The organism is Bacillus sp. IBL03825, assembly GCF_024712505.1.
In the GTDB taxonomy this organism is placed as follows: domain Bacteria; phylum Bacillota; class Bacilli; order Bacillales; family Bacillaceae_G; genus Bacillus_A; species Bacillus_A wiedmannii.
The window spans coordinates 3827830-3843318 of sequence record NZ_JAMXKE010000001.1 but is presented as its reverse complement, the minus strand read 5'-3'; the positions used below and the strand labels follow the sequence as shown (position 1 = coordinate 3843318).

At 37.8% G+C, this 15489-nt stretch carries 17 protein-coding genes; all 17 read left to right on the top strand.

Annotated features, from left to right (window positions below; all coding sequences use genetic code 11):
• The first annotated feature begins 2 nt into the window (after window positions 1-2).
• Entirely contained in the window at window positions 3-992 is a 990-nt protein-coding gene (gene ftsY, locus NHG49_RS19540) for a signal recognition particle-docking protein FtsY (RefSeq protein ID WP_000007644.1), read from the top strand.
• Between the two features lie 133 nt (window positions 993-1125).
• On the top strand, window positions 1126-1458 hold the full coding sequence (locus tag NHG49_RS19535) for a putative DNA-binding protein (RefSeq protein WP_000891061.1): 333 nt from the start codon (window positions 1126-1128) through the stop codon (window positions 1456-1458).
• A 12-nt stretch (window positions 1459-1470) separates the two neighbouring features.
• Window positions 1471-2820, top strand: coding sequence for a signal recognition particle protein (gene ffh / locus NHG49_RS19530; protein WP_048546014.1), 1350 nt, complete (start codon window positions 1471-1473; stop codon window positions 2818-2820).
• A gap of 100 nt (window positions 2821-2920) precedes the next feature.
• Window positions 2921-3193, top strand: coding sequence for a 30S ribosomal protein S16 (gene rpsP, locus NHG49_RS19525; RefSeq protein WP_000268750.1), 273 nt, complete (start codon window positions 2921-2923; stop codon window positions 3191-3193).
• A gap of 14 nt (window positions 3194-3207) precedes the next feature.
• Window positions 3208-3435, top strand: coding sequence for a KH domain-containing protein (locus NHG49_RS19520; protein WP_000737397.1), 228 nt, complete (start codon window positions 3208-3210; stop codon window positions 3433-3435).
• Between the two features lie 121 nt (window positions 3436-3556).
• The gene (gene rimM / locus NHG49_RS19515; protein ID WP_000170282.1) at window positions 3557-4072 is read left to right on the top strand and encodes a ribosome maturation factor RimM; all 516 of its coding nucleotides are present in this window, start codon (window positions 3557-3559) and stop codon (window positions 4070-4072) included.
• A complete protein-coding gene (gene trmD / locus NHG49_RS19510; protein ID WP_064475006.1) occupies window positions 4072-4806 on the top strand; it encodes a tRNA (guanosine(37)-N1)-methyltransferase TrmD in 735 nt (244 codons plus the stop codon). The genes rimM and trmD overlap by 1 nt, the downstream gene beginning before the upstream one ends.
• A gap of 146 nt (window positions 4807-4952) precedes the next feature.
• A complete protein-coding gene (gene rplS, locus NHG49_RS19505; RefSeq protein WP_001186518.1) occupies window positions 4953-5297 on the top strand; it encodes a 50S ribosomal protein L19 in 345 nt (114 codons plus the stop codon).
• Between the two features lie 101 nt (window positions 5298-5398).
• Window positions 5399-5950 (top strand): signal peptidase I, encoded by a 552-nt coding sequence (lepB, locus tag NHG49_RS19500; RefSeq protein ID WP_000711857.1) that lies wholly within the window; start codon window positions 5399-5401, stop codon window positions 5948-5950.
• A gap of 20 nt (window positions 5951-5970) precedes the next feature.
• A complete protein-coding gene (ylqF, locus tag NHG49_RS19495; RefSeq protein WP_048546006.1) occupies window positions 5971-6861 on the top strand; it encodes a ribosome biogenesis GTPase YlqF in 891 nt (296 codons plus the stop codon).
• Between the two features lie 52 nt (window positions 6862-6913).
• The gene (locus NHG49_RS19490) at window positions 6914-7687 is read left to right on the top strand and encodes a ribonuclease HII (RefSeq protein WP_064475007.1); all 774 of its coding nucleotides are present in this window, start codon (window positions 6914-6916) and stop codon (window positions 7685-7687) included.
• A gap of 194 nt (window positions 7688-7881) precedes the next feature.
• The gene (gene sucC / locus NHG49_RS19485; RefSeq protein WP_001020778.1) at window positions 7882-9042 is read left to right on the top strand and encodes an ADP-forming succinate--CoA ligase subunit beta; all 1161 of its coding nucleotides are present in this window, start codon (window positions 7882-7884) and stop codon (window positions 9040-9042) included.
• A 19-nt stretch (window positions 9043-9061) separates the two neighbouring features.
• The gene (gene sucD, locus NHG49_RS19480) at window positions 9062-9964 is read left to right on the top strand and encodes a succinate--CoA ligase subunit alpha (RefSeq protein ID WP_000115178.1); all 903 of its coding nucleotides are present in this window, start codon (window positions 9062-9064) and stop codon (window positions 9962-9964) included.
• Between the two features lie 87 nt (window positions 9965-10051).
• Window positions 10052-10921 (top strand): DNA-processing protein DprA, encoded by an 870-nt coding sequence (gene dprA / locus NHG49_RS19475; RefSeq protein ID WP_088047267.1) that lies wholly within the window; start codon window positions 10052-10054, stop codon window positions 10919-10921.
• 144 nt (window positions 10922-11065) lie between these two features.
• A complete protein-coding gene (gene topA, locus NHG49_RS19470) occupies window positions 11066-13144 on the top strand; it encodes a type I DNA topoisomerase (RefSeq protein WP_001286953.1) in 2079 nt (692 codons plus the stop codon).
• A 48-nt stretch (window positions 13145-13192) separates the two neighbouring features.
• Entirely contained in the window at window positions 13193-14497 is a 1305-nt protein-coding gene (trmFO, locus tag NHG49_RS19465) for an FADH(2)-oxidizing methylenetetrahydrofolate--tRNA-(uracil(54)-C(5))-methyltransferase TrmFO (RefSeq protein WP_064475009.1), read from the top strand.
• A gap of 65 nt (window positions 14498-14562) precedes the next feature.
• Entirely contained in the window at window positions 14563-15462 is a 900-nt protein-coding gene (gene xerC, locus NHG49_RS19460) for a tyrosine recombinase XerC (protein WP_001101235.1), read from the top strand.
• Window positions 15463-15489 lie beyond the last annotated feature (27 nt).

Here is a 15489-nt window from a genome sequence, read left to right as displayed (position 1 = left end):
GTATGAGTTTTTTTAAAAAATTAAAAGAAAAAATTTCAAAACAAACAGATACGGTAACAGAGAAATTTAAACATGGATTAGAAAAAACGAGAAATTCGTTTGCAGATAAAGTAAATGATTTAGTTTATCGTTATCGTAAAGTAGATGAAGATTTCTTTGAGGAATTAGAAGAAATTTTAATTGGTGCAGATGTCGGAGTTTCGACGGTAATGGAATTAATTGATCAATTGAAAGAAGAAGTGCAACGTCGTAACATCCAAGATCCAAAAGAAGTACAAGCTGTTATTTCAGAAAAGTTAGTAGGAATTTACAAAGGCGACAGTGAGTTTAGTAATGAAATTAATATGCAAGAGGATCAATTAACAGTTGTTTTATTTGTCGGTGTTAACGGCGTAGGGAAAACGACGACGATTGGTAAACTAGCACATAAATTCAAATCAGAAGGTAAGTCTGTCCTATTGGCGGCAGGAGATACATTCCGCGCGGGAGCGATTGAACAATTAGAAGTATGGGGCGATCGCGTTGGTGTAGAAGTGATTAAACAAGGGTCAGGATCTGATCCAGCGGCGGTTATGTATGACGCTGTACAAGCCGCGAAAGCACGTAAAGTAGACGTATTACTATGTGACACAGCAGGACGCTTACAAAATAAAGTAAACTTAATGAAAGAGTTAGAGAAAGTGAAGCGTGTAATTGAGCGTGAAGTACCGGGGGCTCCTCACGAAGTATTACTTGTTATTGATGCAACAACAGGACAAAACGGTTTAAGTCAAGCGAAAACATTCCGTGAAGCAACGAATGTTACTGGTATTGTTTTAACGAAGTTAGATGGAACTGCTAAAGGTGGTATTGTATTAGCGATTCGTAACGAAATGGATGTACCGGTGAAATTCGTTGGATTAGGAGAGCAAATGGATGACTTACAGCAGTTTGATCCAGAACAATATGTGTACGGTTTATTTGCGAACTTAGTAGAAACTGAAGAAGTGTAAGTGAAAGAAGCGGTATTTTCCGCTTCTTTTTCTATAAAAATATGTGATGTTAAGAAAAAAACTTGACACTCTTTTGTACTCCATGTAAACTAATTGATGTAAAGGGAAATCACTTAACAAAGGATGATCCAACATGCTCGAGAAAACAACGAGAATGAACTATTTATTTGATTTTTATCAATCGTTGTTAACGCAAAAACAAAGAAGTTATATGTCGCTTTATTATCTAGATGATTTATCTCTTGGTGAAATTGCGGAAGAATTTGATGTAAGTCGCCAAGCCGTGTATGATAACATTAAACGGACTGAAGCGATGCTTGAAGAATATGAAGATAAATTAGTATTACTTCAAAAGTTTCAAGAGCGACAGCGACTTGTTGCAAAGCTAAAACAGCTAATCAGCGAAGAAGAGCATGTGAATGAAGAAATGAAACAAGTTGTTGAAGCTATCGAAAAATTAGATTAGGAGGGCGGCAATATGGCATTTGAAGGATTAGCCGACCGACTTCAACAGACAATGCAAAAAATCCGCGGCAAAGGAAAAGTTTCTGAAGCCGATGTGAAAGAAATGATGAGAGAAGTTCGTCTAGCTCTTTTAGAAGCGGACGTTAACTTTAAAGTAGTAAAAGATTTTGTAAAGCGTGTGTCTGAACGTGCTGTCGGACAAGATGTAATGACAAGTTTGACACCTGGACAACAAGTAATTAAAGTCGTACAGGAAGAACTTACAGAACTTATGGGCGGAGAGCAAAGCAAAATTGCTGTTGCTAATAGGCCACCGACTGTTATAATGATGGTTGGTCTGCAAGGTGCGGGTAAAACAACGACGACAGGTAAGCTTGCGAATTTGCTTCGTAAAAAGCATAATCGTAAACCAATGCTTGTTGCAGCGGATATTTACCGTCCAGCAGCGATTAAACAGCTTGAAACATTAGGGAAGCAATTGGACATGCCTGTATTCTCTTTAGGAGATCAAGTAAGTCCTGTTGAAATTGCGAAACAAGCGATTGCAAAAGCAAAAGAAGATCATCACGATTATGTTTTAATTGATACAGCAGGTCGCCTGCATATTGATGAAGAACTAATGGATGAATTAGCGAAAGTGAAAGAAGTTGCGAAACCGGATGAAATTTTCCTTGTTGTCGATGCGATGACGGGACAAGACGCGGTAAATGTTGCACAAAGTTTCCATGAACAGTTAGGTTTAACAGGTGTTGTATTAACGAAATTAGATGGTGATACGCGCGGTGGTGCAGCATTATCTATTAAGGCGGTAACAAATACACCGATTAAATTTGTTGGTATGGGTGAAAAACTAGATGCGATTGAAGCGTTCCATCCAGAGCGTATGGCATCCCGTATTTTAGGGATGGGAGACGTCTTAACATTAATTGAAAAAGCGCAAGCTACAGTTGATGAAGAGAAAGCAAAAGAACTTGAGCAAAAAATGCGTACGCTTTCGTTTACGCTTGACGATTTCCTAGAACAACTTGGACAAGTGCGTCAACTTGGACCGCTTGATGAATTGTTAGGAATGCTTCCTGGTGCAAATAAAATTAAAGGGCTGAAAAATGCGCAAGTTGATGAAAAACAAATTGGGCATATTGAGGCAATTATTCGTTCTATGACTAAATTAGAGCGAGAACAACCGGAAATAATCAATGCTAGTCGCAAAAAGCGCATTGCCAAAGGTAGCGGTACAACAGTACAAGAGATCAATCGTTTAATCAAGCAATTTGATGATATGAAAAAGATGATGAAAACGATGACGGGAATGCAAAAAGGTAAGAAAAAAGGACTAGGTGGATTGAAGTTTCCATTCATGTAAGGAAAAAAGATGGCTCTGTTAAGAAAAAATACTTTACAAAGCAATAGTCTTTTTGCTAATATAATTATCTGTGTGAAATAAATTCGGAGGTGCTTTATAAATGGCAGTTAAAATTCGTTTAAAACGTATGGGAGCTAAAAAAACTCCTTTCTATCGTGTAGTTGTTGCAGATTCTCGTTCTCCTCGTGACGGACGTTTCATTGAGGAAATCGGTACTTACAATCCGGTTGCTCAACCAGCTGAAGTTAAGATCAACGAAGAAGCAGCATTAAAATGGTTAGGAAATGGTGCTAAACCATCTGATACAGTTCGTAACTTATTCTCTAACCAAGGTATCATGGAGAAATTCCACTTATCTAAACAAGGTAAGTAATTGAGGCAATGACTATGAAGAAGTTAGTCGAGACGATTGTCAAGCCTCTTGTCGATCATCCTGAAGATGTAAAAGTTACACAGGAACTTTACAACGGAGAGATAAAGTATCGATTAACTGTACATCCTGAGGATGTTGGAAAAGTCATTGGAAAGCAAGGGAAAGTTGCGAAAGCAATTCGAATGCTCTTGTATTCAGTGGGACATCATAATGATGAAAAAGTAACACTGGAAATTCAATAAACGTAAAAAGGGCGAGGAGTTATTTCCTCTCCCTTTTTTAACATTTAAAGAGAAGTTGCATGTTCCATATGTGAAATGGAGATGCTTAATTTATATAGAAACCAGGGGTGACATACTATTTATGACAAAATGGTTTAACGTAGGGAAAATTGTAAATACTCATGGCGTAAGAGGAGAAATTCGTGTTATTTCTCGTACTGATTTTCCAGAAGAGCGATATAAAGTAGGAAACACGTTATACATAAGTAATGAGAAAAGTACAGACTACCTTCCAGTGAAAGTAACTTCTCATCGTCAACATAAGACATTTGATCTATTAACATTTGAAGGATACAACAATGTTGATGAAGCAGAGAAGTTTAAAGGTTCTTTAATAAAAGTACCAGAAGAGCAGTTAGGTGAATTAGCTGAAGGTGAATACTACTACCATGAAATTATTGGTTGCAGTGTTGTAACGGAAGAAGGAGAAGCGTTAGGAACAATAAAAGAAATTTTATCTCCTGGTGCAAATGATGTTTGGGTAATTAAACGTCCAAAAGGTCAAGATCTATTAATTCCTTATATTGATGATGTTGTACTTCAAGTTAACATTGAGAATAAATTAGTAACCATTCATGTAATGGAAGGGCTATTATAATGAAAATTGACATTTTAACATTGTTTCCAGATATGTTTACGGGTGTGTTTGGATCTTCAATTTTAAAGAAAGCACAAGAAAAAGAAGCAGTAGAGCTTCGTGTTGTCAATTTTCGCGATTATACAACGAGTAAGCATAATAGCGTAGATGATTATCCGTATGGTGGTGGCGCTGGGATGGTATTAACCCCCCAGCCTATCTTTGATGCAGTGGAAGAGTTAACGAAGGAAACAGACCGTAAACCGAGAGTTGTCCTAATGTGTCCACAAGGAGAGCGTTTTACGCAGAAGAAGGCAGAAGAACTTGCTGAAGAAGAGCATGTTATTTTTGTGTGTGGTCATTATGAAGGGTACGATGAACGAATTCGTGAGCATCTCGTAACGGATGAGATTTCTATCGGTGACTACGTATTAACCGGCGGAGAGTTAGCCTCTATGGTTATTACGGATAGTGTCGTGCGTCTCCTCCCGGGAGTGCTAGGAAATCATGCTTCACAAGTCGAGGATTCGTTTAGTACAGGTTTATTAGAACATCCTCATTATACACGTCCAGCTGATTTTCGTGGTATGAAGGTACCGAATGTACTGATGTCAGGAAATCATAAAAATATTGATGAATGGCGACACAAAGAATCACTACGTCGTACGTACACGCGTAGACCGGATTTACTGGAAGAACGAGAATTATCTAAGCAAGAAGCGAAATGGCTAGAACAGATTAAAGAAGACAAGTAAGGGCTTGATATATTTTCTATTGCAACAGTCCTAGCAATATGCTATTATAACACTTGTGCTACTGAAAACAGTGGCCGTATTAACGATGTTCCGCTGTAATTTATTAAGACTTTATAAGAGCATCTGTTTAAAGGAGAGAATTTAATATGCAACAATTAATCGCAGAAATTACTCAAGGCCAATTAAAAACTGACCTTCCTTCATTCCGTCCTGGAGACACTTTACGTGTACACGTAAAAGTAGTTGAGGGAACTCGTGAAAGAATTCAGCTTTTCGAAGGTGTTGTAATTAAACGTCGTGGTGGCGGAATCAGTGAAACATTCACAGTTCGTAAGATTTCTTACGGTGTAGGTGTTGAGCGTACATTCCCAGTTCACACGCCAAGAATCGCGAAACTTGAAGTACTTCGCCGTGGTAAAGTACGTCGTGCTAAGTTATACTACTTACGTAACCTTCGCGGTAAAAAAGCACGTATTAAAGAAATTCGATAAGACATGTATGGGAGCTTGTAAATACACAAGCTCCCTTTTTCCAATCTATATAAAATTTTGATATAATACGAGCAGCTTACATAATCGTGGAGGGGAAATGCATGAAGAAAGAAAAGAGTTCACTTTGGGAATGGATCAAAGCAATTTTGATTGCTGTTGTATTAGCAGGTGTTATTAGACAGTTTTTCTTTGCGCCAATTCTCGTAGATGGAGTATCGATGGCGTCTACTTTACATGATCGCGATCGAATGATTGTCAATAAAATTGGTTATCACATAGGAGATCCGAAAAGATTTGATATTATCGTATTCCGAGCGACGGAAGATAAAGATTATATTAAGCGCATTATCGGCCTGCCAGGCGATGAAATAGAGTATCGTAATGATAAACTATATGTTAACGGAAAGGCTTATGAGGAGCCGTATTTAGACAAGCAAAAAAAACAAATTGCTGACGGACCGCTTACATATGATTTTACTCTTGAAGAAATGACAGGGAAGAAAACTGTTCCAGAAGGTCAATTATTTGTTTTAGGCGATAATCGTCGTTTTAGTAAAGATAGCCGTTCGATTGGTACAATTTCAATGGACCAAGTGATTGGAAAAGCAAATATACTATATTGGCCGTTAAAAGATGCTCGTATTGTGAAATAAAAGAAAAAGAAGGTGGCAACATGGTAATTCAATGGTTCCCGGGACATATGGCAAAGGCTAGACGCCAAGTAACAGAAAAATTAAAGTTAATTGATGTTGTAATTGAGCTTGTAGATGCTCGATTACCTTTATCTTCTCGAAATCCAATGATCGATGAGATTATTACACATAAGCCGAGGCTTGTTGTTTTAAATAAAGCGGATATGGCAGATGATCGTTTAACAAAGCAATGGATCGCATATTTTAAAGAAAAAGGCCAGATGGCAATTTCAATTAACGCACAAGCTGGACAAGGTATGAAGGAAATTGCAGCGGCTTGTAAAGTGTTGGTGAAAGAAAAATTTGATAAAATGGTTGCAAAAGGTATTAGACCAAGAGCAATTCGGGCATTAATTGTAGGTATACCGAATGTTGGTAAATCTACGTTAATTAATAAGTTGGCGAAGAAAAATATCGCTAAAACAGGAGATCGTCCTGGTGTGACAACAGCTCAACAATGGATTAAAGTTGGGAAGGAAATGGAACTGTTAGATACACCGGGTATTTTATGGCCTAAATTTGAAGATCAATTAGTGGGTCTTCGTTTAGCGACAACGGGCGCAATTAAAGATTCAATTTTAAATTTACAAGATGTTGCTGTTTACGCTTTACGTTTTATGGAAAAACATTATCCAGAACGATTGAAAGATCGATATAATTTAAATGAAATTCCAGAAGATATTGTGGAGTTATTCGATGCAATTGGAAAAAATAGAGGCTGTTTAATGGGCGGCGGAATGATTGATTATGATAAAACATCTGAGCTTATACTTCGTGAGCTTCGTGGTGGAAAACTTGGGAAAATGACGTTTGAAACACCAGAAGAGTTCGCGGAGCAAGTAGAAGGTGTTGAAAAAGTAGAAGAAGTATAAGACGTGCGTTTGTACGTCTTTTCTTTTTTGTATATAAAGGGAGTGTGCGTGAATGCAAAAAGTGACTATTCAAGAAGCGGAACATCTACTGCAAGAAATTATAAGTGAAGAAGACGACCGCTTTCAAATATTAATGAAAGATGAGCGAAAAGGGGTACAAAAGCTCATTTTGAAGTGGCATAAACAAAAAGAGTTAGCGCAGAAAGAAAAAGAAAAGTTTTTCGAAATGTCTAAGTATGAGATTGCATTACGTGAAAAAGGGCTCACATTTATTGCAGGTATAGATGAAGTAGGGCGTGGGCCGCTAGCTGGGCCTGTCGTGACGGCAGCTGTTGTCCTTCCGGAAGATTTTTATATTCCAGGGTTGAATGACTCGAAAAAGCTGAGTGAGGCGAAGCGAGAGCGTTTTTATGATGAAATTAAAACACAAGCAATTGCAATTGGAGTTGGAATTGTATCACCACAAGTTATTGATGAGATAAATATTTATCAAGCGACGAAACAAGCGATGTTAGATGCTGTTGCGAATTTATCTTGTGCACCAGAACATTTATTAATTGATGCGATGAAACTTCCTACACCAATTCCGCAAACATCCATTATTAAAGGTGATGCGAAAAGTATTTCTATTTCAGCTGCATCCATTATTGCGAAAGTAACGAGAGATCGTATGATGAAAGAGCTTGGAGAAAAGTATCCTGCATATGGATTTGAACAACATATGGGATATGGCACAAAAAAACATTTAGAAGCGATTGAAGCGCATGGAGTATTAGAAGAACATCGCAAATCGTTTGCACCAATTAAAGATACGATTCAAAAATAAGCTGCGAATATGCAGCTTATTTTTTTATTTTGGTATATGAACATTATTATTTCCAAAAAAGAATAAAGCGATTTCAGTTTTCTGACACTTTATTGTAGACAGCGTGCCAATCATCTTATACAATGGCAATGTAATGTTTTTTAAACATTAAAAAACTTTTCGAGTAAAACAGGAAAACAGGGGAGGATGGGACCATGAATATCCATGAGTACCAAGGTAAGGCAGTCCTTAAAAGCTATGGGGTTAGCGTTCCGAACGGGAAGGTTGCATTTACAGTAGAAGAAGCTGTAGAAGCAGCGAAAGAATTAGGAACGGATGTATGTGTAGTAAAAGCACAAATTCACGCTGGTGGACGCGGCAAAGCTGGCGGAGTAAAAGTTGCAAAAAATTTAGATGAAGTTCGTACATATGCAGAGAGCATTTTAGGAACTACACTTGTGACACATCAAACAGGTCCTGAAGGTAAGGAAGTAAAACGCTTACTTATCGAAGAAGGTTGCGATATTAAAAAAGAATATTATGTTGGTCTAGTTTTAGATCGTGCAACTTCTCAAGTTGTTTTAATGGCATCTGAAGAAGGTGGAACAGAAATTGAAGAAGTAGCAGAGCAAACACCTGAAAAGATTTTTAAAGAATATATTGATCCAGCAGTAGGCTTACAAGGCTTCCAAGCGCGCCGAATCGCGTTTAACATCAATATTCCAAAAGAGCTTGTAGGACAAGCTGTGAAGTTTATGATGGGCTTATACCGTGCGTTTATCGAAAAAGATTGCTCTATCGCGGAGATCAATCCACTTGTTACAACAGGTGACGGTAAAGTTATGGCATTAGATGCGAAATTAAACTTTGATTCTAATGCTTTATATCGCAATAAAGACATTTTAGAACTTCGTGATCTTGATGAAGAAGATTCAAAAGAAATTGAAGCTTCTAAATATGACTTAAACTACATTCCTTTAGATGGAAATATCGGTTGTATGGTTAATGGTGCAGGTTTAGCGATGGCTACAATGGATATCATTAAACATTACCATGGCGATCCAGCTAACTTCTTAGATGTTGGTGGCGGTGCAACAGCTGAAAAAGTTACAGAAGCATTCAAAATTATCCTTTCTGACAAAAATGTAAAAGGTATCTTCGTTAACATTTTTGGTGGCATTATGAAGTGTGATGTTATCGCAGAAGGTGTTATTGAAGCGACGAAACAAGTAGGTCTTGAATTACCTTTAGTTGTACGTCTTGAAGGTACAAACGTAGAGTTAGGTAAGAAAATTTTAAATGAGTCTGGCTTAAATATTGTTGCAGCAGAATCTATGGCAGACGGTGCACAAAAAATTGTTTCACTAGTGGGCTAATAGAAAGCGGGGGAGAAAAATGAGCGTATTAGTTAATAAAGATACAAAAGTTATTGTTCAAGGTATTACAGGTTCTCAAGGTTTATTCCACACAAAACAAATGATTGAATACGGTACGAAAATTGTCGGTGGTGTAACGCCAGGTAAAGGTGGCACTGATATTGAAGGTGTACCAGTATTTGATACTGTAGAAGATGCAGTGAAAGCAACAGGCGCAAACGCTTCAGTTGTATACGTTCCACCCGCTTTTGCGGCTGATGCAATTATGGAAGCAGTTGATGCAGAAATCGATTTAGTAGTATGTATTACCGAAGGAATTCCTGTATTAGATATGGTAAACGTAAAGAGATATATGGCGGGTAAACATACACGTTTACTTGGACCGAACTGTCCTGGTGTTATTACGCCTGATGAATGTAAAATTGGTATTATGCCAGGGTACATTCATAAAAAAGGCCATGTAGGTATCGTATCTCGTTCTGGTACATTAACGTATGAGGCTGTACATCAGTTAACACAAGAAGGTATTGGTCAATCTACTGCTGTAGGTATCGGTGGGGACCCAGTTAACGGTACGGACTTTATAGATGCGTTAAAAGCATTTAATGAAGATGAAGAAACGCATGCTGTAATTATGATTGGTGAAATCGGTGGTACAGCAGAAGAAGAGGCAGCTGAATGGGTGAAAGCTAATATGACAAAACCTGTTGTAGGCTTCATTGGTGGCCAAACAGCGCCTGCTGGCAAACGTATGGGCCATGCTGGTGCAATCATTTCTGGCGGTAAAGGAACTGCTGCAGAAAAGATTAAAACGATGGAAGCTTGTGGTATTAAAGTAGCGGAAACTCCAGCGGTTATGGGCGAAACGCTAATCTCTGTCTTAAAAGAAAAAGGTCTATTTGAAACTTGTAAAAACTACTAATCTGTTGAAAGACACCTTCTTGCTTGAAGGTGTCTTTTTACGTAATTCTTGTTTACATAATAAAAATTATGGGTAAGGAGAATTAAGATGAAAAGAGAACGATTGTTACATCTTCATTATTTTTTAGCAGATCATTGGAAGGCGATGGAAAGACTACTATATGTCGATCCTGAATTGAAGGGAATATACACGTTTAATACAAAACAAATGGAATACTACACTGGAATATCCTCGAAAAAATCTTCAGAATTAGTAAATTTTCTTCAAAGTTCAAATCTCCCGCAATATATATCTTATTTAGAAAAAAATCGAATCTTTTATATGACTATATGGGATGAAGATTATCCACAATTATTACGTGAAATACAAGATCCCCCCTTTGTGTTATATGGAAAAGGAGAGAAGGGTTTTCTCAATAAAGCGAATAAATTAGCGGTTATTGGAACGAGAGAACCGACTTTATATGGACATGAGAGTTTAAAATTTATTTTACACCCATTATTAGAAAGGGAATGGCTTATTGTCAGTGGGTTTGCAAGAGGGATAGATACAATGTCTCATGAAATTACAGTAAGACGGCATTGCCCGACTATTGCAATACTAGGACATGGATTATCGTATATGTATCCAAAAGAAAATAGACATTTATATGAAACGTGGAATGAATATATATTGTTATTAACAGAGTATCCGCCGCACTATGCACCGAAAAAATGGTATTTTCCAAAAAGGAACCGGATTATTAGTGGTATAAGTAAGGGTGTTTTAGTTGTAGAAGCGAAATCAAGAAGTGGAACACTTATTACTGCGGACCTTGCTTTAGAGCAAAATAGAGAGGTATTTGCACTTCCTGGACCTATATTTATAGATAGTGCATCAGGAACGAATCATTTGATTCAACAAGGAGCAAAACTAGTAAGAAATGCAGAAGATATCTTGGAAGAGGTTTTAAATTAACCTTATATTTTTATGTTTTTATTAAACAATTATTGACAAATGGTAGATAGGCGCTGTATGGTATATTCATTCTTGATTGACAAAAACAAGAGAAATCAATAAGATTGATGAAGACTTGAATCCACCTCTTAAGGAGGCACTAGCATGTCAGATTACCTCGTAATCGTGGAGTCGCCTTCTAAGGCGAAGACCATTGAGAAATATTTAGGGAAAAAATACAAAGTTGTCGCGTCTATGGGACACGTTCGCGATTTACCTAAAAGCCAAATGGGGATAGAAGTAAAGAACAACTTCACCCCGAAGTATATTACCATTCGTGGTAAAGGTCCCGTCTTAAAAGATTTAAAATCAGCGGCCAAAAAAGCAAAGAAAGTCTATCTCGCGGCCGATCCAGACCGCGAAGGGGAAGCAATTGCTTGGCATTTAGCCAATACGTTAAATGTGGACGTTGAATCAGATTGTCGAGTTGTGTTTAATGAGATTACAAAAGATGCAATAAAAGAATCATTTAAACACCCTCGTGCGATTAATATGGATTTAGTAGATGCACAACAAGCAAGGCGTATACTAGATCGTCTTGTTGGTTACAATATTAGTCCTTTATTATGGAAGAAAGTAAAAAAAGGATTAAGTGCAGGACGCGTACAATCTGTAGCAGTTCGTTTAATTATCGAACGTGAAAAAGAAATTCAAATCTTTGAGCCTGAAGAATTCTGGACAATTAAGACAGAATTTGTAAAGGGGAAAGACACATTTGAAGCAAGCTTTTACGGTGTAGATGGTGAAAAAGTTCAATTAACGAATGAAACGCAAGTGAATGAAATAATTGAACAGATGAAAGATAATGCGTTTTCAGTTGAAAATGTAACGCGAAAAGAGCGAAAACGTAATCCTGCATTACCGTTTACAACATCTTCCTTGCAACAAGAGGCAGCGCGTAAGTTAAACATGCGAGCAAAGAAAACAATGATGCTCGCGCAGCAATTGTATGAAGGTATAGATCTTGGAAAGCAAGGGACGGTAGGTCTTATTACGTATATGAGAACTGACTCAACACGTATCTCAGAAACAGCTCAAACAGAGGCGCGTACTTACATTACTGAGGCGTTTGGTGCGGAATACATAGGGACAGAAAAGAAGAAAGAAACGAAAAAGTCGAACGCGCAAGATGCGCATGAGGCAATTCGTCCTACTTCGGTAATGAGAAGGCCAGAGGAACTAAAGAGTTTCTTAAGTCGTGATCAACTTCGGTTGTATAAACTGATTTGGGAGCGATTTGTTGCAAGTCAAATGGCGTCTGCTATAATGGATACTGTGACAGCTAGACTCATTAATAACAATGTTCAGTTCCGTGCAAGTGGATCGGTTGTAAAGTTTCCAGGATTTATGAAAGTGTATGTAGAGTCGAAAGATGATGGGGCTGAAGAAAAGGATAAAATGTTGCCACCTTTAGAAGTAGGGGAAACGGTATTTTCAAAGGATTTAGAACCGAAGCAACACTTTACACAACCTCCGCCGCGCTATACAGAGGCTCGTCTAGTAAGAACGCTTGAAGAGCTTGGAATTGGAAGACCGTCGACTTACGTACCGACACTTGAAACGATTCAAAAACGTGGATACGTAGGTTTGGATAATAAACGCTTCGTTCCAACTGAACTTGGTGAAATAGTAATTGAACTTATTTTAGAGTTTTTCCCAGAAATTATTAACATTGAATTTACTGCTAACATGGAGCAAAGTCTTGATGAAGTAGAAGAAGGAAATGCGAATTGGGTAAAAATTGTTGATGATTTCTACGTAGGCTTTGAACCGCGTTTAGAAAAAGCGGAAAAAGAAATGCGTGAAGTGGAAATTAAAGATGAACCAGCTGGGGAAGACTGTGAATTGTGTGATCACCCAATGGTCTTTAAAATGGGTAAATACGGGAAATTTATGGCTTGTTCGAATTTCCCAGATTGTCGTAATACAAAACCGATTGTGAAAGAAATCGGTGTTACTTGTCCGAAGTGTGATAAAGGTCAAATTATTGAACGCCGTAGTAATAAAAAGAAACGTCTTTTCTATGGATGCGGTACGTATCCAGAGTGTGACTTTGTATCTTGGGATAAACCAATTGGTCGTAAATGTCCGAAGTGCGAAGGTATGCTTGTAGAGAAGAAGTTGAAAAAAGGCGTGCAAGTACAATGTATTTCGTGTGATTATGAAGAAGAACAACAAATGTGAGCGTAACTGCTCACATTTTTTTCGGGAAGAAAAGGAAAGGTGATAAATATGACAACACAAGTAGTAAACGTCATTGGCGCAGGTCTTGCAGGAAGTGAAGCAGCTTACCAAATTGCAAAACGTGGTGTCCAAGTGAAATTATATGAAATGAGACCAGTAAGGCAAACGCCAGCTCATCACACAGATAAATTTGCAGAGTTAGTATGCAGTAACTCGCTTCGAGCAAACACATTAACAAACGCTGTTGGTGTTATTAAAGAAGAAATGCGTCTAATGGACTCTGTTATTATTCGTGCAGCTGATGAGTGCTCTGTACCAGCAGGAGGAGCTTTAGCTGTAGATCGTCATGAATTTGCGGCAAAGGTAACGGAGTATGTGAAAAACCATCCGAACGTAACTGTGATGAATGAAGAAATTACTGAAATTCCAGAAGGGCCTACTGTTATCGCGACAGGTCCACTTACGTCTCCTGATCTTGCTGCACAATTAAAAGAATTAACAGGTGAAGATTATTTTTATTTCTATGATGCTGCAGCACCGATTGTTGAGAAAGACAGCATTGATATGAATAAAGTATATTTAAAGTCTCGTTACGATAAAGGTGAAGCTGCATATTTAAACTGCCCAATGACGGAAGAGGAATTTGACCGTTTTTACGAGGCTTTAATTGCTGCTGAAACAGTACCTTTAAAAGAATTTGAAAAAGAAATTTTCTTTGAAGGTTGTATGCCGGTAGAAGTTATGGCAAGTAGAGGAAGACAGACGCTAGTATTTGGACCGATGAAACCTGTTGGATTAGAAGATCCGAAAACAGGGAAAACGCCATATGCTGTTGTTCAGTTACGTCAAGATGATGCAGCAGGAACATTATACAATATCGTAGGTTTCCAAACGCATTTAAAGTGGGGGCCACAAAAAGAAGTGTTACAGTTGATTCCGGGACTGGAAAATGCAGAGATTGTACGTTATGGTGTAATGCATCGTAATACGTTTATTAATTCACCTAACTTGCTTCGTCCAACATATCAATATAAACAACGTGATGATTTATTCTTCGCTGGCCAAATGACTGGAGTAGAGGGATATGTTGAATCGGCGGCATCAGGATTACTAGCAGGTATTAACGCTGCTCGACTTGCGAAAGGTGAAGAGCCAGTTGTATTACCGCCTGTAACTGCAATGGGAAGTATGGCGAATTATATTACTGCGACAAACGCGAAAAACTTCCAACCAATGAATGCAAACTTCGGTTTGTTTGCACCGTTAGAGAAGAAAATTAAGAGAAAAGCAGAACGAAATGAAGCATATGCAACACGCGCTTTAGAAACAATTCAAAATTTTGTAAATATTTAGTTAAATTTCTTGCAAAGGCTACTAAGTTGTGATACGATTTAGTAGCCTTTATTGAGGTGAATTGTGTGAATGTGAAGAAATTGTTACAATTATTCGTTGGATATTTACAAATTGAAAGAAATTATTCAAAATATACAATTGCAAGTTATCAAAATGATTTAGAACATTTTGTGCAATTTATGGAGCGAGAAGGCATATCCTCTTTTTTAGATGTTACATACGCGGATGTTCGTTTGTACTTAACGACGTTGCACGATGAAAAGTTAGCCCGTAAATCTGTCGCAAGAAAAGTATCAAGCTTACGAAGTTTATATCGTTTTTTGATGCGTGAAGGTTATCGGAAAGATAATCCGTTTGCACTTGCGTCACTCCCCAAAAAAGAATTGTCAATCCCAAAGTTTTTATATGCTGAAGAATTAGAGGAATTATTTGAAGTTGCTGATACGGAAACACCGCTAGGTCAAAGGAATCAAGCTTTATTAGAGTTGATGTATGCGACTGGAATCCGTGTGAGTGAATGTGTCAATTTACAACTTACCGATATTGACTTCGCGGTGGGAACAATTTTAGTAATGGGAAAAGGAAAAAAACAAAGGTATATTCCGTTCGGAAGCTATGCGCAAGATGCTTTAATTACTTATATAGAGAACGGGAGAAAACAGTTAGCTCACAAAACTGAAGAACACTCTCATATGGTATTTTTAAATGCGAAAGGCACGCCGCTAACAAGTCGAGGGGTACGCTATGTATTAAACGAACTCATTAAGAAGGCTTCACTGACAATGCGGATAAGTCCCCATATGTTAAGGCATACATTTGCTACACACATGTTAGATGAAGGGGCAGATTTACGTACTGTACAGGAGCTACTCGGTCATGAGAATTTGTCGACGACACAAATTTATACGCATGTCTCTAAAGAAAGATTGCGTTCGGTCTACATGAAGCATCACCCACGGGCATAAATTGCTTTTAAAGCTATAAAAACATAT